Genomic DNA, 17,410 nt, shown 5'->3' on the forward strand with positions numbered 1-17,410 from the left:
TGGGCTCCTGCTCGGGCCGGGGCTGGTGACCGCGGCCCGCGGTCACACCTCCGGCCGCAGCATCGGCGGGTTCAGGAGCGTGGCCCCGCCCGCACGGAAGAGCTGTGCCGGGCGGCCGCCCTGCCGTGTGGTCGTACCACCCGTGGGCACCAGGAAGCCCGGCGTGCCTGTCACCTTGCGGTGGAAGTTGCGAGGGTCGAGCGCCACTCCCCAGACCGCCTCGTAGACGCGGCGCAGCTCGCCGACGGTGAACTCGGACGGGCAGAACGCCGTCGCCAACGACGAGTACTCGATCTTGGAGCGGGCGCGCTCCACCCCGTCCGCGAGGATCTGAGCATGGTCGAAGGCGAGCGGCGCCACGGGCTCGCCGTCACGGGCATAGCCGCCCTGCTGCAGCAGTTCCTCGACCGGAGCCCAGCGTGCGTTGCTGGCGTCGCCGCCCGCTCGCGGTGCGGGCAGGTCGGGAGCGAGGGCGAGGTGAGCGACACTGACCACGCGCATCCGGGGGTCTCGCTTGGGGTCGCCGTAGGTCGCGAGCTGCTCAAGGTGGGCGCCGTTGTCCTGAGCGGGCACCGCGGGGTCGTGGACGCACAGCCCGGTCTCTTCGGCAAGCTCGCGTGCGGCGGCCTGTGCCAGATCCTCGTCGGCCCGCACGAAGCCTCCCGGGAGCGCCCAGCGGCCCTGGAACGGCGGCTCTCCCCTGCGTACCGCCAGCGCACACAGGGCATGGCGGCGCACGGTCAGCACGACCAGGTCCACGGTGACGGCAAAGGGCGGAAAGGCTGACGGGTCGTAGGGCATGTCGCGATCATAGTCGTCTGCCTGACGATAAACACTCCCTTCGTCGGCTGCATCGGCGGCCGGTCGGCGTCCGAGCGATACGGGTCCTACCTGCGGCTCCGGGCCCTTGCGTGTCGTCCCGCCACTCGAGGTCGCTGTCCTGGTTGCCGCATACGGTCGGCGTCTCCCGCTCTCTTGATCACCATTCGGTCTGGTGGATTCGGTCTGGTGGGTCAGCCTCCCGAGTCTTCGTCCACGTCACACTCCGAGCTGCAGTCCCTCGGCGGCCTCCTCGACCATGGCGAGGCCGAGGCGGCTGACCCGCACGGAGAAGGGGGCGCCCGCGACGCGTAATCCGTTCAGGGTGATCTCGCCCAGGGGCGCGCTGCGGAGGGGACGCAGGGTGATCGTGCCGGCGGGGGCGTCGGGGCGGATGCCGGCGAGGGTGGTGAGCAGCAGGATCCCGGCGGCGGCCGCGGTGGCGGCGGGGCGGCAGGCGGCCGGGTGGGGAAGGGGGGCGTTTCCGTCGGTGCGCTGCTCCCCCGCGTACATCTCGGGCAGCCGGTGATCGAAGGTCCCGGCCGCCGCCAGGACGCCCCGCAGCAGCGCACTGGCCTCCTTCTCGTACCCGGCGGCGGCGAGTCCCGCGACCGCGATCGCCGTCTCGTGGACCCGCACGGCACCGCTGCGGTGACCGAACGGGTTGTACCCCGCCTCCTTGACACCCAGCCCGCGCAGTCCCCACCCCGAATCCATCGCCGGGCTGCCGAGGAGCCGGGCGAGTTGCTCCGTCTGCGCTCGGTCGAGCAGCCCCGGCGCCCACTCGCCCCCGGCCAGCAGGCCGGTGTCGAGGAGGTGGACGGCGGTCGAGCCGAGGTGCGGTACGGGGCGACCGTCGGGGCCACGGGCCGCCGCGAGCCGACCTCCTCCCAGGTCGTCGAGCCAGAAGTCGGTGCGGAAGGCCGACCGCAGCGCCCGGGCCCACTCCCGCAGCCCGGCGCCGCCGGGTCTGCCGCAGGCGTTGAGCAGATCGGCGCCGAGCAACGCCGCGCGGTGGGCGTGTGCCTGTGTCTCGCAGCGGACGGGGCCGCCGGGCTGCGGGTCGCACAGGTACGTACCCTCACCCACGGTCTTCCGCAGCCAGGTCAGGCAACGTTCGGCAACCGGCAGCAGTTCCTCCGTCTCGTGCTCCGGCATCCCCCAACGGCGGGCCTCCGCGAGGAGTACGGGGAAGAGCAGCGTGGCCTCGGTGCCGGTGCAACCGGGCGGCAGATGGCTGCCCGCGTCCCGGCGCGGGCCGGGGATCATGCCGGACTGCCGACCGGGTCCGCCCAGTTGGGTACGGGCGAGGGCACGCAGCGTGCCAGTGGCGAGCCGGGTGCCGAGGGGAAGCGCCATCCGGGCAGCCGCGAGTGCGTCTGCCGGGGCGAGGCCGCATCGCCATGGTGCCCCGGCGGCGAGATACACGTCGGCCGGATGTGCGGGATCGCGCAACAGCAGCGACTGGAGGTCGTCGACGCTGGTCCGCAGAAGCGTCTGCACGCCGGGGGCGTCGCCCGTCGTGCCGGCCTGGGCGAGCGGACTCGACGCCGCGCGACCGACCGCTCGAACGGTCCCCGCCCGGTCCGCGCGCACTCTCAGCTCAAGGCTCGCGCTGCCGCCCGGGGGCAGGTCGAACTCCCAACGAAGCAGGCCCGCAGAGGCCAGTGCGTCGGCGGGCGGCGGGTCTGCCGTGACCGACGAGGCCGCTGTGCCAAGGGACCAGCGCAGACCGGCGTCATGGACGCTGGCGGGCACCTCCGGCCCCACGGTGCCGGACGCGATCGCGCCCAGCGCCGCCAGGTCCGTGCCGAGGGCGACCTCAACAGGAAGGCGGAGGGGGCGAGGTGCCGCGCTGTGGAGGGTGATCCGCTCCGTGCCGTCCGCGTGCCGGGTGCGCTCGACGACGACGTCCGGGTCCGGTCCGGCGTCCGGCGAGGCGCGCAGGGTGCCCACGAAGCGGGCGCGATCGGCGGCGGTCATCCGGGCCTGTACCGCGAGCGGTTCACGTCCGGCCACACGGACCTGGCAGCGGGAGAGCAGCCGCCGACCCGCGCGATAGAAGCCCTCGAGCCCATTGCCGGTCAGCTGTCCCTGTTCCGTGGAAACGGCGAGGCCGGGCAGGGCGACGCAGATCATGGCGGTGTGGGTGGGCGGCAACTCGCTGGAGCGGCGCGGGGGTCGGGGTGGGGTTGGGGTGGGAGCTGGGCTGGTGGTAGGGCTGCGGGGGGTGGTCCGGGAGGCGTGCGGGGGGTGGGCGGGGGGTGTTGGCGGCCCCGGCATGTGGAGGCGGTCGGTAGCGGGTTGTGGCCCCTGGGGACGGGTGATGCGTCCTGGTCCATTGGCGGGGGCGGAGTCAGCCGGTGCGCGCGGTCGTCGTCGGCGGCGGAGGGCGGAGTCGGCTGGTGCATCGGGCTGCTTCCTCTGCGCTCTGTGCGCCTCGGGCTTGTTCGGGGCCGGGCGGGAGGCTTTGTGGGGACATGGCGTTGCGGCGACGCCATCCGTCCAGGCGTTCCGCCACTCAGGTGAACGGAACGGGGCTCCTCCGGGTCACGCCCATGCCCGGCCAACCCGACCGAATGGCGGGCAGGGCGTGTGTCGCCGAAGTCGACGCGGGTACTCCGGGCGGCGATCGGACGCTGCTGAGCGCCTTCCATCCGGCTGACCCGGCAGCTCACTCGGCCGTACCTCATGCGTCCCCCTTCGTGTCGCTGCCACCGGGGACAATGCCCCGCCGGGATGTGCCACGACGCCATACGCCACCCTTCGCGGCCGCGGGCGGATGCGTACCGCCACTCCGCCCGATGCCCGGGCCGGTGCCGGCTCCCGGCAGCCCGCGGGACGTCCGCGCGCTCTTCCGCGCCTCTTTGGACGTCAGGGAGCGAGAGTTGTGGGTATCGGCGGCGGGCCGACCACGGCGGCGCGGCCGCGAACCCGGCACGGACTCGGACCCGTCGGCGTCGGACCCGTCGGCATCGGACCCGTCGGCGTCGGACCCGTCGGCGTCGGTTCCATCGGCATCGCGCCCGGCGCCATCAGTGCTCTGCGTCGTGTCGAGGCCCTCCGGTCCCCGCGCCTCGTCGAGTTGCCCGGCCACGGGGTGAGCACGACCGTCCCGTTCCGCGCGCAGGCAGCGGCGGATCGACTCCGGATCCAGGCCTTCGTTGACGGCCTGGTGCAGAAGTCGGGCGAAGAGGTAGTCGGGGTCGGCGCCCAGTGCCAAGGCCAGCGCCTCCCGGGCTTCGATGTCGTCGCCGGTCGACCAGGCGACCCAGCCCGCGAGGGTGAGAGGTGCAGCGGCATGCTCGCCGTAGGAGCCGACGCAACGGCGGGCCAGGGCGCGCCAGAGCCGTAGCGCGGGAGCTGCCTCGTCGCCCTCCATCCACTCGGCCGCCCGGTCGCGGGTGGTGCGGTCCTGCAGGCCGAGGATCAGAGTCGCGGCTTCGTCGTTGCGAAGCAGTCCGTCGTCGCGGAGGTCCGCCATGAATGCGCCGGAGGCGGGCGGCGCATCGGCCAGCCGGCTCATGACCTGGCTGGCCAGCTCGACCGTCTTCTCGGCCACGCCCGCGCGGGTGGTGTCGTCGAGCATCCTGGGGACGAGGGCCCTACTGCTTGCGTCCAGCGCGGCCTCCTGCTCCAGGGCCGCGGCGGTCTCCCAGGGCTGGAGCCTCGCCCTCAGCTCGCGCAGCGTCCCGCGCACCTGAATCCCGGCGTAGGTGGCCGCGGCGGCCAGGACCGAGGTGCCCGGCAGCCCCATGGGGAGGCCTTCGGCGGGGCAGCATTCCTGGTTGTCGCAGCAGTACGACCAGAATCGGCCGTCCGAGATGCACAGGGCCTCGATCACCGGTACGTCGAGCAGTCCGCACTGGAGACGCAGATTGTGGGCCAGCGGGCGGAGTCGCTCCATGACCTGCCGGCCGGTTTCCCCCACGCCCGGTTCCTGGCAGACGTACGCCACGATCTGTTCCGGCCGGGCTCCCCTGCGCTCGCTTCCCCGCACCAGCCCGTGGGCCAACTGCCCTGCGACGGACTCCCAGTCGTCCGGACTGGCCGGAATGCCGAGCCGCGCCCGACCGCCGAACCGCCCGCGCCCTCCCCGGTCATGCAGGGCGACGAGGACGATGCTGTCCTCGGGGCGGTACCCGAGCAGGTACGGCAGGGCGTCGGCCAGTTCGGCCGGGGAGCGCAGGGTGACGCGATGGGTGGCGGCCGGCTCGTCGCGGTTGGTGGAGTCGGAGTTGTAGGCGCTTGCGTCGTGTGGGGCGCGCCCGTGGTGAGCGTTGGATCGGTGCGATCCGTCCGACGCGGTCATGTCGTCGTTTTCGAAGGATCCAGTCGTTTCGCCGTGATTCGTCATGCCCCGACGATCTCGCGGAACTCAAGACTCCGCTTGTGCCTGTGGATAACTCCGATCAGGGACACGACACAGCGGTCGGTCCCCGGTACCTACCGGCCTGGTCGGAACCGGCCATCCTCAACCCGGTTTTCGCGTGTGGTGCGCTGTGTCTTCGAACTGGACGAGGAGGCAGCTCAACCCGCCGCAGCGAGGACCAACGGAAGGACCTCTTCGCTGCCCGCCAGGCGGAGCATGCGGGCAGCGACGGCGAGGGTCCAGCCGGTCTCTGTGTAGTCGTCGACGAGCAGGACGGGTCCGGGAGAGCGGGCCAGAGCGTGGGCCAGATCTTCGGAGACGGTGAAGGCGCCGGACAGGGTCCTGAGGCGCTGGGCGGAGTTGCTACGACGTGCCGGGTGCGCGCCGTTCGATCCGGTGTACGTCAGGGTTCCCAGGAAGGGGAGGCGGCCGACCGCCGCGATTTGCCGGGCGAGTGAACCGACCAGTTGGGGGCGGGCGAGGGACGGCACGGCCACGACTCCCACCGGCCGGGCAGGCGTGTCGGCGGCATTCGACGCCCAGCCTCCTGGAGAGCGCGCCCAGTCGGCGAGGACGGCCACCGCGGCCTGCAGCACGTCGTCGGGGACCGGACCGTCGGGCGCGTTCTCGGCCAGCAGGGGGCGCAGCCGGTTGCCCCAGCCGATGTCCGAGAGCCGTCCCAGGGCGCGGCCGGTGGAGCACTGCTCCTTGGCCGGGATACGTCCCTTGAGGTCGATGCCCAGTGCGGGCATACCCGTGGGCCACATCCGCCGCGGCTCGACCTCCACCCCCGGGCGGTCCAGTTCCTTCGCGGCTCCCGTCAGCGCCTCCGCCGAGACGGAGGAGTCGGCCCAGGCTCCCGCGCAGTTGTCGCAGCGGCCGCACGGAGCCGCCCCCTCGTCGTCGAGTTGCCGACGCAGGAACTCCATCCGGCACTCGGACGTGCTCACATAATCGCGCATGGCCTGCTGCTCGGTGGCCCGCTGCCGAGCGACCCAGGCGTACCGCTCGGCGTCGTAGACCCACGGCTCACCGGTGGAGATCCAGCCGCCCTTCACCCGTTTGACCGCCCCGTCCACGTCGAGCACCTTCAGCATGCTCTCCAGACGGGTGCGTCGGAGGTCGACAACGGCCTCCAGAGCCGGCACCGACAGCGGGCGTCCCGCATCGGCGAGAGCCGAGAGGGTCAGGCGGACCTGCGCCTCGGGCGGGAAGGCGGTGTCGGCGAAGTAGCGCCAGATGGCCTCGTCCTCCTTGCCCGGCAACAGCAGCACGTCCGCGTGCTCCACCCCGCGGCCCGCGCGCCCCACCTGCTGGTAGTAGGCGATCGGCGAGGACGGCGAACCAAGATGGACCACGAAGCCCAGGTCCGGCTTGTCGAAGCCCATTCCCAGTGCCGAGGTCGCGACCAGCGCCTTGACCCGATTCTGAAGCAGGTCGGTTTCGGCCTGCAGCCGATCGGCGTTCTCCGTGCGCCCCGTGTAGGAGGCCACCCGGAAGCCACGTTGCCGCAGAAGGGCGGTGGCCTCCTCGGCGGCGGCCACCGTCAGCGTGTAAATGATCCCCGAACCCGGCAGTTCGTCCAGATGTTCGGCCATCCAGGCCAGACGATGGGCGGCATCCGGCAGCGGCACCACACCCAGCCGCAGGCTCTCTCTGTCGAGCGGGCCGCGCAGCACCAGGGCGTCGCCGACTCCGGTACCCAGCTGCTCGGCCACATCCGCCGTCACCCGCGCGTTCGCGGTCGCGGTGGTGGCCAGCACCGGCACCCCAGGGGCAAGGTCGGCGAGCATCGCCCGCAAGCGGCGGTAGTCAGGCCGGAAGTCATGCCCCCAGTCCGAGATGCAGTGCGCCTCGTCGACCACCAGCAGACCGGTCGTAGCCGCAAGCCTGGGCAGCATCTGCTCGCGAAAATCGACCGCATTGAGGCGCTCCGGACTCACCAGAAGAACGTCGGTCTCGCCGCGCTCGACCTCCTCGTGGATGGTTTCCCACTCCTCCGGGTTCGCCGAGTTGATGGTGCGCGCCCGGATACCGGCCCGTGCCGCCGACTCGACCTGGTTGCGCATCAGCGCCAGCAACGGCGAGACGATCACCGTCGGGCCTGAGCCACGTCGGCGCAGCAGAGCGGTGGCGACGAAGTACACCGCCGACTTGCCCCAGCCGGTGCGCTGCACCACCAACGCGCGCCGACGGTCCTCCACCAGGGCCGCCACCGCCTGCCACTGGTCCTCGCGCAACCGCGCAGAACCGCCCGGGACACCGACAAGCTCGGCAAGGATGGCGTCGGCTTCGGCGCGGAGCTCCAGATCGTCCATGCCTCCATGCAACCCGATGGCAAGGACAGTCAGCCACCTCACTCAAGGTGACGGGTCGCTCGCGAACAGTACGCAGGTGAAGCGCGGCGAGCGCCGACCGCGCCGCCCACCCTCCGCACTGAATCCTCGCGGTCACCGCCCACATGCTCCTACCTGCGCAGTATCGCCCCGCATCACGCAACACCCCACCGGGTACGGATATAAGCCACAGACCACTTCTTAAGGGTCGGTCGCCTCAATTGCTCGTTGCCGCATCCAAGTTCGACAGCAAGAATTGAGGTCCGCTCCCCGCACGGCTCGTCCCGCGACCAGGTAGGGCTCCGCTGCGGTGCGCACTCCCCCGATCCAGACCCCGCCCGCAGTGTGGGCGCGTAGCCGAAGGGAGGAACGTGACCTTCGGATTCGCTCCGTCCTCCGCGGCTGCCACGTCGACCTCCGCCGCATCAGCCAACGCCGTGGCCCGACTGCTGGAACCCGCGGAGTGGGCCGCCGCGGGAATCCCGCTGCTGCGCAACCCCCGGGAAGTCGTCAGCGGACTGCACACCCGTCATCGCCCCAAGCCGTCGACGGCGATCGTGGCCGTACTCGACGCGGACGAACGGCTGCGCGCGAGTGCCTCGTTCACCAGGCGTTCGGCGCCCGCCGACGGCTGGATGTTCCGCAACACGCTGCTCGACCAGCTGCGCCGGGTCATCCCACACGATCTACGCCGCCGCACGCCTGTGCGCACAGCCGTGCTGCTCTACTGCCGTGAGGGCGACGCGCGTTGGACGGAGGAGGACGGCGCGTGGATGTGGGGCCTGCGTGACGCGTGCACACTCCACGGACTGCGCTGCGGGGCGTACATCACGCTGACCCGCGACGGCTGGCAGGTCCTCGGCGAGGGCCGAGGTGGCCGCCGCCCCAACTCCACGTCGGCGCCCGAGCCGTTCGCGACGTCCGAGGCACCGCCCCCACCGCCGCGCACCGGAGGTGCCGCCTCCGAAGTGCTGCGCCGCGTGGCAGCGCGCTGAGCGCCCGGACCAGCAGGACCTGACCCACGCGGCAGATCACCACGCTGCGCACACGCCCTCGGCAGGGCGGCACAGCACCTCTCCGGCCATCAGTCGGAGGACGTACGCAACCGTCGTCCCCGCACGCCAAAGACCGCGCCGTGCGGTCGCCGCCGGGACGGCGCGTTCGCCGACCCAACGCCCCTGACCTGCCGGCCGACTCAGACGCCCGCGCCCAGCACCGAGTTGATCTGCTGCGGGTCGCCGCAGACGATCAGCAGAGCGCCGGCCCGGGTGAGAGCCATGGGCAGTGCGGTGGCGGCAGCGGCGTCGGACCCGCCGTTGACGGCGACCACGACCACGGGCCGGGACGCGGCACGGTCGGCCACGGTGGCGTCGGCGTAGAAGACGTCGTCGCGGGCATCGTGCTGCGCCCAGTAGGACGCCTCACCGAAGGACAGCTCGTGAGCGGCCCAGGGGTGCGACTCACCGGTGGTGATCACCAGCACGTCACCGGGGGCACGACCGGACTCCAGCAGCAGGTCCACGGCTTCCTCGGCAGCGTCGAGCGCGCCCTCGGCCGGAGCCGGGATCAGCTGGATCTGCGGAGTCGCCGAAGCCGAGGCCGGAGCAGGGGCGGCAGAGGCGGCAGTTGAGCCCGGACCCGCGGGCCCGGGCTTCGGCCCGACCACGCCCGTACGCTGCGCCGGCGGCGCGGGCCGGAGAGGGCCGGGACGACCGGGACGCGGCGGAGCCGCGGGGCGGGGGCCGGGTACGGGACGGGGGGTCGGCGCGGTACGGCCACTGGCCGGAGTAGCGCGGGGACCCTGGGCACTCTCGTGAATCTGAGGCTCCTCGGGGATGAGAGGCATGAGTTGATATCTATCAAACGTTGGTGCGGCTCGCGCCAGTGGGTGGCACATACGTGCGACCGGAACCGTCAGAAATCGAAGCCGAGCTGACCTTCGATCTCCGGAACGCTTCCGTCCGCCCAGCTGCGGGCCTTCTTGAGGTGCCGCCACTGGGGCAGCGCATCAAGATACGCCCATGACAACCGGTGGTAGGGGGTGGGCCCCCGCTCCGCCAGTGCGGCCTTGTGCACGGGTGAGGGATACCCGGCGTTGTCCGCAAAACCGAAGTCTGCATGGTCGATACCCAGTTCGGCCATCATTTTGTCGCGCTGAACCTTGGCAATCACCGAGGCCGCCGCCACCGCCACGCACGACTGATCGCCCTTGATCACCGTACGGACCTGCCACGGCGCCCCGAGGTAGTCGTGCTTACCGTCGAGGATCACCGCATCGGGACGGATCGGAAGGCCCTCCAGGGCACGCACCGCCGCGATCCGCAGCGCCGCCGTCATCCCGTGGTCGTCGATCTCCTCCGGGGACGCGTGCCCCAGGGCGTACGACGTCACCCAGGTCCGCAACTCCTCGGCGAGCTGGGTCCGCCGTTTCACGGTGAGGAGCTTGGAGTCGGTGAGGCCCAGGGGAGGCCGGCGCAGTCCGGTGATCGCCGCACAGACGGTGACCGGTCCGGCCCAGGCGCCGCGCCCCACCTCGTCGACACCGGCAATGATCTTCGCTCCGGTCGTTGCGCGAAGGGAGCGCTCGACGGTGTGAGTAGGCGGTTCGTACGGCATGGCGCCCTTAGACTACGCCGCCCGCAACCCCCTGCGACACCCTGGTTCGCCCAAGCCACGGCCTGGACCGCAACGCCCTGGAATCAGGCCCCGATCCGGCGCAGCAGCGGGACCATCAACTGGTCGACCATCTCCTCGATGTCCCGGTCCGGCCATTCGCTCCCGCATACCTTCGACCGGTACATCATCATCGCCGGCATGGCGTCGTAGACGTATCCGTTCGCCGCGTCGGGCCGCACCTCCCCCCGCTCGATTCCGCGGTCGATCACCTCGTGCAGCACTCTGACCGTCGGCTCCACCACGCCGTGCACGATTACCTCGTGGAACCGCTCCGCCTGGACGCTGTCGCATTCGTGAATGACGGAGCGGAGGGCGGAGCCGGGTCGCGAGTACATCGCGTCGCGCGCCAGTCGGCACAGGGCCACCAGATCGTCGCGCACGTTTCCGAGGTCGGGCGCCGCCTCGATCTGCGGCAGCCCGGCCCGCAGTGCGTCGGCGACGAGGTCCTCCTTGGACGGCCAACGCCGGTAGATCGCGGCCTTGCCGGTCTGAGCACGCGTTGCCACGCCCTCCATCGTGAGGCCGTGCCAGCCGACCGTACCGAGTTGCTCCAGCGCGGCTTCGAGGATCGCGCGTTCGAGCACGACGCCGCGCCGACGGGAGGAGGCCGCCTGAGCGGGGGCGGCCGTCCAGCGCGAAGTAACCATCCGAGTGTCTCCAACGAACAGGGAAGCGGGGTTTTCGGGGAAGGGGGACACATCCGTGCGACGACCGCTGGGGACGAGCGGCGCCACGACCATCTAAGTGAACGGTTGCGTTCACTACTGGGGACTCACTACGGTTGACGCGACAGTGAACGCGAGCGTTCACTAAGCCATTCATGGGGGACCCATAGTGACGACCTCTCCGAAGCTCCAGGACCAGATACCGCCTACTGCCGCCCGCCGCCAAGGGCGGCCAGGCATCGCGCTCACCGTCATCGCAGCCTGCCAACTCATGGTGGTCCTCGACGCCACCATTGTGAACATCGCGCTTCCCCATATTCAGGAAGCGCTTGCGTTCAGCACCACCGACCTCACCTGGGTGGTCAGCGCCTACACACTGACCTTCGGCGGACTGCTGCTGCTCGGCGCCCGCGCCGGTGACATCCTCGGCCGCCGCCGGGTCTTCATGTTCGGCATCCTGCTGTTCACCTTCGCCTCGCTGCTGGGCGGCTTCGCCCAAGAGCCCTGGCAGTTGCTGGCCGCACGCGCCCTGCAGGGCGTGGGTGGCGCCATCGCGTCGCCGACCTCGCTGGCGCTGATCACCACCACGTTCGCCGAGGGACCGGAACGCAACCGGGCGTTCGGCGTCTTCGCCGCCGTCTCCGCAGGTGGCGGCGCAATCGGCCTGCTGGCCGGCGGAATGCTCACGGAGTGGCTCGACTGGCGCTGGGTGCTCTTCGTCAACGTGCCCATAGGTGTGCTGATCGCCGTCCTGACGCCGCTCTACATCAACGAGTCCGAACGCCACCCCGGCCGCTTCGACATCGCGGGCGCGCTGACCTCGACCATAGGTATGGCGGCCCTGGTGTACGGCTTCATCCGGGCCGCGGAAGAGGGCTGGCGGGACGACCTCACCCTCATGTCGTTCGGCGTCGCGCTGGTGCTGCTGCTGGCCTTCGTGTTCATCGAGGCACGGGCCAAGGAGCCGATCACTCCGCTGAAGATGTTCGCCGACCGCAACCGCTCGGGGACGTACGTGATCATGCTGAGCCTGGCGGCGGCCATGTTCGGCATGTTCTTCTACATCGTTCTGTTCGTGCAGAACGTGCTGGGCTACAGCCCCATCAAGGCGGGCCTGGCCTTCCTGCCGGTCACGGTCGCGATCGTGGTCGGCGCCGGTCTGTCGCAGCGGTTTCTGCCGGTGCTCGGCCCCAAGCCGTTCATGCTGGTCGGCTCGGCGCTGGTCGTGGTCGGCCTCGTGTGGCAGACCTTCATCAGCCCCGACAGCTCGTACGTCGGCGGCGTACTCGGTCCCATGTTCGTGTTCGGCTTCGGCATGGGCCTGAACTTCGTGACGGCGACGGTGACCGCCGTCTCCGGTGTCGCCCAGCACGAGGCGGGCGCGGCGTCCGGCCTGCTCAACGCCACGCAGCAGGTGGGCGGTTCGCTGGGCCTGTCCATCCTCACGACCGTGTTCGGCACGGCCAGCAGGGATGAGGCGGAGAAGCAGCTGCCGCACTTCCTCGCCGACGGCTCGGCGGAACAGAAGGCCGAGTTCGCCCGGACGCATCAGCTGCCCGCACCCTGGGGCCACGAAGTGCTGGCTCAGGGCATTTCGACGGCCTTCATCCCTGCCGCGGCCATGGCCGTTCTCGCCATGGTGACCGCCTGGCTGGTGATCCGGGTACGCAAGAGCGACCTGGATGCGCTCGCCGGTACGTCCGGGCCGGTGGTCGGCTGACGGGCGGAGGCCGCGGGTCGGCCTCGGCGGCACGCCGACGGATGTGACGGGGGTACGTCCGTGGCGGCCGGGCCGACCTGCCCAGGGCGGAGGATGGCCGGGCCCCTTCCAGGGGACGTACGGCGTGGAGGACGACCCGGCCATCCGCACCGATCCGGTCGCCCACCGCATCACACCGGCCGAAATCAGCCTGCGGCCGCGCCACACCACGGCGGCGACCGCAAGCACGAGGACCACGACCTGCAGCGTCTCCATGGCCACCCCCTACAACGCTCGTGTCTCCCGCTTGCGCGTACCTCGCACAGCGGTTGCCACGAGAACGCCGGGCGGTCACGGAGAGTTCCCGACATGCACAGAGAGTTTCGGATCTTCGATCGCTGCGGCTCTCGAAATCGCAGGGTGCCGCTGACGAGGCAACGGCACACGTGGCCACGACTCACGAAAAGCAGAAGCCAAACAGCGTGGGCTCACCAAGCCAGAGGCCCGAGAGGTCACTGCAGAAACAGGGCCCGCGGAGAACGCAACTACGAAGCCATGACGGTGCCGGGGCCCACGAAGCCGCCACTCCAAGGAGCCGTGACGGCAAGAGGCCCGCTTCAAGACAGGCAGCACGCGTCCAAGGAGCCAGGCAGCGCCCGGCACACCAAGCCGCAGACCCAAGGAGCTCCGGCCGAAACAGGGCCCGCGAAACCGCCGCTTCCCGAAGCCGCCGCGTCGCACGAGCGCGCTAAACCGACGCCCCCATCCAGTCCGGCAGCGCCTCCGTCCGCCTCACCCACTCCGTGGGCGGCGTCCCGGCCGTCCCCGCGGCAAGCACTCCGCCCACGATGGCGCAGGTGGTGTCCACGTCGCCGCCGGCCTGCGCGGTCGTCCAGAACGCCTGCTCGTAGTCGCCGAGGGAACGCGCGGCCGACCAGAGGGCGAAGGGCACGGTGTCATGCGCGGTCGTACGCCGCCCACAGCCCAGTACGGCCGCGACCGTGGCCGGGTCGCCGTAGTCCAGCATGTCCCGGGCGCGGCGCAGCCCGGCACCGACGGCGCTCTTCGGGACGAGCGCGACGACGTCGTCGATCAGCGACTCGGGGCTGGGCGGTCCGCCGGGTGCGGCGACGAGCGCCGCGGCTGCTGCCACGGCCATGGCGCCGACCACGGCCTCGCGGTGCTGATGCGTGGGGTAGGCGGAGATCTCCGCCTGGTGCGTGGCCTGCTCGGGGTCGTCGGCGTACCAGGCACCCAGCGGGGCGATCCGCATCGCCGCACCGTTGCCCCAGGAGCCCTGGCCGTTGAAGAGCGCGGCGGACAGTTCGCGCCAGTCGCCGCCTTCCCGGATCAGCCGGAGCAGCCGGTTGACCGCGGGGCCGTAGCCGCGGTCGACGTCGTGGTGCTCGGCGAAGGAGCGGGCGAGGGCGTCCTGGTCGATGCGGTGGTGGGCGATGAGGACGGCGACGACGGAGCAGGCCATTTCCGTGTCGTCGGTCCACTGCCACGGGCCGGGCGGCAGCTCGCGTCGCTTGAGCAGCGGGTAGTTCACCGGCACGAAGAACTGGGAGCCCAGCGCGTCCCCCACCGCGAGTCCGCGCAGGCTGGCGAGGGCGCGGTCCAAGTGCCCACCGGGAGAGGAGTCAGTCATTGCCCTGCCACTCTATCCAGTGATCCCCGTACGACTCTGGATCTCGCCAGCGTTCGAACGGCCGGTCCAGCGTGTACTTGCCGTCCTCCCCCAGAACGAGCATCCGTATTTCGCCGTTCCCGGGGTTCGACAGGCACTCGAACTCGGCGACCGTCCAGTGGAACCAGCGCATGCAGAACAGCCGCATGGCCAGGCCGTGCGTCACCAGCAGCACGTTCGGTGGGTGATCCGGTGCCTCGAAGCTGCGATACAGGCTCTCCAGGAAACCGCCGACCCGGTCGTACACGTCGGCGCCGCTCTCGCCCTGCGCGAAGCGGTAGAAGAAGTGTCCGTACGCGTCGCGGTAGGCCTTCTGCAGCCGTACGTCGTCACGGTCCTGCCAGTTGCCCCAGTCCTGCTCCCGCAGCCGGGGCTCCTCGCGCACGCGTATGAGGTCGGGGTCGAGGTGAAAGGCGCGGAGCGTCTCATGCGTACGGCGATAGGGGGAGACGTACACACTGACGCGCTCCCGTCCGAAGAGATCGCGGAGCTGTTTTCCGGCCTCCTCGGCCTGTCGCCGGCCGCGTTCGGTCAGTGCCAGTGCATGGTCGGGCTCGCGCTCGTACACGGAGTCATCAACATTGCCCGTTGACTCGCCGTGCCGGACAAGGATGATGCGCCGTGGTCGTGCCATGCCAAAACCCTAGATCGGGCGACGGCATGTCGAGCACTCGTACGGGCCCCATAAGGCATAGGTCACACACTTCCCGCACCCTGCGCCACAGCGGGCCCACGTTTTGCGGGTCCAGATTTCAAACCTTCGCGGGCTGCGCGCGGACACTGTCGGGCCCGGATCCTACGTCGGCGGGTCCGGTTTTCAAACGGTCCACGTGGGTTCCAGCTCCACGATGTCGCCGGTGAGTGCCGCGATGTCCGCCTCCGTCTGGGCCCGCAGGGCGAGCCGCTCCACTCGCTCTGTGCGGTACTTGCCGTGCTCGGCGGCCGACCGCCACATCGAAAGGACCATGAACTCGTGCCCCGGGGCCTCGGCGAACAGCCCACGGATCATCCCGGGCGAGCCGGCCATGGCAGGGTTCCAGACCTTCTCCTGCATCAGGGTGAAGTTCTCGACGCGCTCCTCCCGTACGCGGCAGAGCGCCACCCGGATCAGGTCGGCGTCCGTGAAGCGCGGTTCGAAGCCCGTCTTCACGTCGAAGCGGTAGTCGAACAATCTGACCTGCGCGTCCTTGAAGGTGCCGGACTGGGCCGACGCCAGCCTGTCGTGGGAGCGGGCCATGAAGGAGTCGTAGAAGGCACGGCTTTCCCAGAAGGCGAAGATGTGCGCCACCGCGGGCCGTCCCCGGCTCCAGCCTCCGCCCTGTCCCCGAAATCCCGGCTCCCCCAGAAGCCCCGCCCACTTTCGCTGCCCCCGCTCGAACCCGCGGCGGTCCACCACGGTGCAGCGAATCCACTTGACCAGCACCGCGCCATCGTAAGGCCACGGGCGTGGCGTCGGTCACGCCCGGACGCGGCGCACTCGCGCACGCCCACCCGCGCGCGTGGCAGGATGGACAACCGGCTCGGGACGCCCGGCAGTTCGGGCTGCGGGCAGATGGGAAGGGGGACGTCCGATGAGCGTCATCACCAAGGGGATCCGCAAGGTCGAGATCGCGGTGAAGTGGGACCCGAGTACGGCGGGACAGCCGCCGACCGATCTGGACATAGTCGCCGCCACCTACCTGGGGAGCGATCCCTATGGCGATCCCGCGTATGTGGTCCACTTCGACAGCCGCTCCCCGGACGGGACCATCACGCTCAACCGGGACAGCAAAGACGGCAAGGGCTTCGGCTGGGACGAGGTCCTGACCGTGGAACTCGACCGGCTGGACCCGCGCTACGCGCGCGTGGTGGTCGGCGTCATCATCCAGCAGCGACCCGCCCGCCGGACCTTCGTCAGCGTGATCAAGCCGTCCCTGCGCATTCGTGAGGGCTACACCGACCTCGCCACGGACGACTTCGGCAACGTCCTCGGCTCCACGGCAGCAAAGGTCGCGGAGTTCGTGCGCGGCGACTCCGGCGCGTGGGACTTCCACTCCGGCGTCCACGGCTTCGAGGACGACCCCACCACCTTCACCACGACGATGGGCCGGCCGTCGAGGCCGTGACCGCACGTCAATTTGGCGCCGCCTGAACACATACGACGAGCACATACGACGATTGCGCCTACGACGATTGCAGAGCGCATACCAGGGCGAGGGGCACCGGCACAGAGCCGACACCCCTCGCCCATCGAGGACCGCCGGTCAGGCGTACCGGCACAGACCTCTTGGTGCGCACGTTCTTGCGGCGTCCGCGATCTTCTGCCGAAGCGCCCTAAACGTGAAGACTACGGAACAGACGTCGCCGTCTTGGGGGTGGCAACCATTCGCAGGCCCACCTCCACAAGGGTCCAACCGAGACGGATACGGAGGTCACGGGTCTGCCGGTCCGCGAGGGCGAGGCGGTGGGCGTCGGCTTCGGCACGGAGTTCGGTGGCGCGGGCGTGGTGCAGAGCGAGGTGGGTCTCGGGATGCATCGGGGCGGCCTCTCAGTCCGTTCAGTCCATGTGGATGGGGATGACGTGCGTGTGGATGCGCACCTTCTCGGCGTCCGGGGTGCCGTCCTCGGGAGCCAGTGGGCGGTAGCTCTCCACGAGGTCGTGCATCTTGTGGATGAGTTCGAAGGCGAGTTCGGGCGTGAGGCTCAGCGTCCAGTTACTCATGTCCGAAGAGCGGTTCCACGCCTCCGACCAGTCCTCGCGGGTGCCGAGCCACGTCGCCAGATCACGGGTGTGCTGGTTGGCGACCTCGTGCATGTAGAGGTCGGCGGCCCCGCGGACCTCAGGGTCGCGGTCCTTGAGCAGCGCCTCGTCGAAGCGCACGCCCATGTGAACCGCCTTCCACCACCGCTCCCGCCCCTTGCCGTGCTCCGGCGCGTCCTCGACGAAGCCGTGCGCGGCGAGCTGACGCAGGTGGTAGCTGGTGGCACCGCTGGACTCGCCCAGTTTCGCGGCCAGTTGCGATGCGGTAGCCGGTCCGCCGTGCCGCAGCGCGGTCAGCAGCCGCATACGCAGCGGATGCGCGAGTCCGCGCAGCGAGCGGGCGTCGAGACTGTGGACCTGCGGGTCCTGTGGCTCGTTCATGCTTACAAAGATAGCTTTGCAAAGGGTCCGTT

The 17,410-nt window shown here is 70.6% G+C and carries 15 protein-coding genes; 3 read left to right on the forward strand and 12 right to left on the reverse strand.

Annotated elements, in window-relative coordinates; all coding sequences use genetic code 11:
* Positions 1-42: 42 nt before the first annotated feature.
* The 4 genes from I2W78_RS09160 to I2W78_RS09175 all read right to left on the reverse strand — a co-directional run bounded on the left by I2W78_RS09160 (position 43) and on the right by I2W78_RS09175 (position 7,509).
* Positions 43-801, reverse strand: coding sequence for an NUDIX hydrolase (locus tag I2W78_RS09160; protein ID WP_196458567.1), 759 nt, complete (start codon positions 799-801; stop codon positions 43-45).
* A gap of 237 nt (positions 802-1,038) precedes the next feature.
* Complete coding sequence (locus tag I2W78_RS09165; RefSeq protein ID WP_196458569.1) at positions 1,039-2,958, reverse strand: glycogen debranching N-terminal domain-containing protein; 1,920 nt, start codon at positions 2,956-2,958, stop codon at positions 1,039-1,041.
* A 550-nt stretch (positions 2,959-3,508) separates the two neighbouring features.
* Entirely contained in the window at positions 3,509-5,131 is a 1,623-nt protein-coding gene (locus I2W78_RS09170; RefSeq protein ID WP_374222656.1) for a DUF4192 domain-containing protein, read from the reverse strand.
* A gap of 218 nt (positions 5,132-5,349) precedes the next feature.
* Positions 5,350-7,509 (reverse strand): RecQ family ATP-dependent DNA helicase, encoded by a 2,160-nt coding sequence (locus I2W78_RS09175; protein WP_196458573.1) that lies wholly within the window; start codon positions 7,507-7,509, stop codon positions 5,350-5,352.
* A 389-nt stretch (positions 7,510-7,898) separates the two neighbouring features.
* On the opposite strand from I2W78_RS09175, the gene I2W78_RS09180 reads away from it, so the two are divergent.
* Positions 7,899-8,522: a hypothetical protein gene (locus I2W78_RS09180; protein ID WP_196458575.1), complete on the forward strand. Its 624-nt coding sequence runs from the start codon at positions 7,899-7,901 to the stop codon at positions 8,520-8,522.
* Between the two features lie 200 nt (positions 8,523-8,722).
* Here the strand turns inward: I2W78_RS09180 and I2W78_RS09185 are convergent, their stop codons facing one another.
* From I2W78_RS09185 to I2W78_RS09195, 3 genes are all read right to left on the reverse strand, one after another.
* Entirely contained in the window at positions 8,723-9,373 is a 651-nt protein-coding gene (locus I2W78_RS09185; RefSeq protein WP_196458577.1) for a hypothetical protein, read from the reverse strand.
* A 68-nt stretch (positions 9,374-9,441) separates the two neighbouring features.
* On the reverse strand, positions 9,442-10,143 hold the full coding sequence (locus tag I2W78_RS09190) for a ribonuclease HII (protein WP_196458579.1): 702 nt from the start codon (positions 10,141-10,143) through the stop codon (positions 9,442-9,444).
* An 83-nt stretch (positions 10,144-10,226) separates the two neighbouring features.
* Positions 10,227-10,850, reverse strand: a complete 624-nt coding sequence (locus I2W78_RS09195) for a TetR/AcrR family transcriptional regulator (RefSeq protein ID WP_196458581.1) — start codon at positions 10,848-10,850, stop codon at positions 10,227-10,229.
* Positions 10,851-11,037: 187 nt separating this feature from the next.
* Between I2W78_RS09195 and I2W78_RS09200 the strand changes: the two genes are divergently transcribed.
* The gene (locus tag I2W78_RS09200; RefSeq protein WP_196458583.1) at positions 11,038-12,588 is read left to right on the forward strand and encodes an MFS transporter; all 1,551 of its coding nucleotides are present in this window, start codon (positions 11,038-11,040) and stop codon (positions 12,586-12,588) included.
* Positions 12,589-13,315: 727 nt separating this feature from the next.
* On the opposite strand, the gene I2W78_RS09205 is transcribed toward I2W78_RS09200, so the two are convergent.
* The 3 genes from I2W78_RS09205 to I2W78_RS09215 form a co-directional block, all read right to left on the reverse strand.
* Positions 13,316-14,218 carry an ADP-ribosylglycohydrolase family protein gene (locus I2W78_RS09205; RefSeq protein ID WP_196458585.1) on the reverse strand — a complete coding sequence of 301 codons (903 nt, stop codon included), beginning with the start codon at positions 14,216-14,218 and terminating at the stop codon, positions 13,316-13,318.
* Positions 14,211-14,891, reverse strand: coding sequence for a histidine phosphatase family protein (locus tag I2W78_RS09210; protein ID WP_196458587.1), 681 nt, complete (start codon positions 14,889-14,891; stop codon positions 14,211-14,213). Before I2W78_RS09210 ends, I2W78_RS09205 begins: the two co-directional genes overlap by 8 nt.
* Before the next feature lie 183 nt (positions 14,892-15,074).
* Positions 15,075-15,680, reverse strand: a complete 606-nt coding sequence (locus I2W78_RS09215; RefSeq protein WP_196458589.1) for a YdbC family protein — start codon at positions 15,678-15,680, stop codon at positions 15,075-15,077.
* Positions 15,681-15,828: 148 nt separating this feature from the next.
* Here I2W78_RS09215 and I2W78_RS09220 point away from each other — a divergent pair, with 148 nt between their 5' ends.
* Positions 15,829-16,362, forward strand: coding sequence for a TerD family protein (locus tag I2W78_RS09220; protein ID WP_196458590.1), 534 nt, complete (start codon positions 15,829-15,831; stop codon positions 16,360-16,362).
* 221 nt (positions 16,363-16,583) lie between these two features.
* Here the strand turns inward: I2W78_RS09220 and I2W78_RS09225 are convergent, their stop codons facing one another.
* Positions 16,584-16,772 (reverse strand): hypothetical protein, encoded by a 189-nt coding sequence (locus I2W78_RS09225; protein WP_196458591.1) that lies wholly within the window; start codon positions 16,770-16,772, stop codon positions 16,584-16,586.
* A 21-nt stretch (positions 16,773-16,793) separates the two neighbouring features.
* Positions 16,794-17,378: an ArsR/SmtB family transcription factor gene (locus I2W78_RS09230; RefSeq protein ID WP_196458592.1), complete on the reverse strand. Its 585-nt coding sequence runs from the start codon at positions 17,376-17,378 to the stop codon at positions 16,794-16,796.
* Between the last annotated feature and the right edge of the window lie 32 nt (positions 17,379-17,410).

This window comes from Streptomyces spinoverrucosus (assembly GCF_015712165.1).
In the GTDB taxonomy this organism is placed as follows: Bacteria; Actinomycetota; Actinomycetes; order Streptomycetales; family Streptomycetaceae; genus Streptomyces; species Streptomyces spinoverrucosus_A.

What these genes read in the sequence shown, in the direction of transcription:
- I2W78_RS09160 (WP_196458567.1), bottom strand. Translation starts at nt 801, where the DNA reads ATGCCCTACGACCCGTCAGCCTTTCCGCCCTTTGCCGTCACCGTGGAC.
- I2W78_RS09165 (WP_196458569.1), bottom strand. Translation starts at nt 2,958, where the DNA reads ATGATCTGCGTCGCCCTGCCCGGCCTCGCCGTTTCCACGGAACAGGGA.
- I2W78_RS09170 (WP_374222656.1), bottom strand. Translation starts at nt 5,131, where the DNA reads ATGACCGCGTCGGACGGATCGCACCGATCCAACGCTCACCACGGGCGC.
- I2W78_RS09175 (WP_196458573.1), bottom strand. Translation starts at nt 7,509, where the DNA reads ATGGACGATCTGGAGCTCCGCGCCGAAGCCGACGCCATCCTTGCCGAG.
- I2W78_RS09185 (WP_196458577.1), bottom strand. Translation starts at nt 9,373, where the DNA reads ATGCCTCTCATCCCCGAGGAGCCTCAGATTCACGAGAGTGCCCAGGGT.
- I2W78_RS09190 (WP_196458579.1), bottom strand. Translation starts at nt 10,143, where the DNA reads ATGCCGTACGAACCGCCTACTCACACCGTCGAGCGCTCCCTTCGCGCA.
- I2W78_RS09195 (WP_196458581.1), bottom strand. Translation starts at nt 10,850, where the DNA reads ATGGTTACTTCGCGCTGGACGGCCGCCCCCGCTCAGGCGGCCTCCTCC.
- I2W78_RS09205 (WP_196458585.1), bottom strand. Translation starts at nt 14,218, where the DNA reads ATGACTGACTCCTCTCCCGGTGGGCACTTGGACCGCGCCCTCGCCAGC.
- I2W78_RS09210 (WP_196458587.1), bottom strand. Translation starts at nt 14,891, where the DNA reads ATGGCACGACCACGGCGCATCATCCTTGTCCGGCACGGCGAGTCAACG.
- I2W78_RS09220 (WP_196458590.1), top strand. Translation starts at nt 15,829, where the DNA reads ATGAGCGTCATCACCAAGGGGATCCGCAAGGTCGAGATCGCGGTGAAG.
- I2W78_RS09225 (WP_196458591.1), bottom strand. Translation starts at nt 16,772, where the DNA reads ATGCATCCCGAGACCCACCTCGCTCTGCACCACGCCCGCGCCACCGAA.
- I2W78_RS09230 (WP_196458592.1), bottom strand. Translation starts at nt 17,378, where the DNA reads ATGAACGAGCCACAGGACCCGCAGGTCCACAGTCTCGACGCCCGCTCG.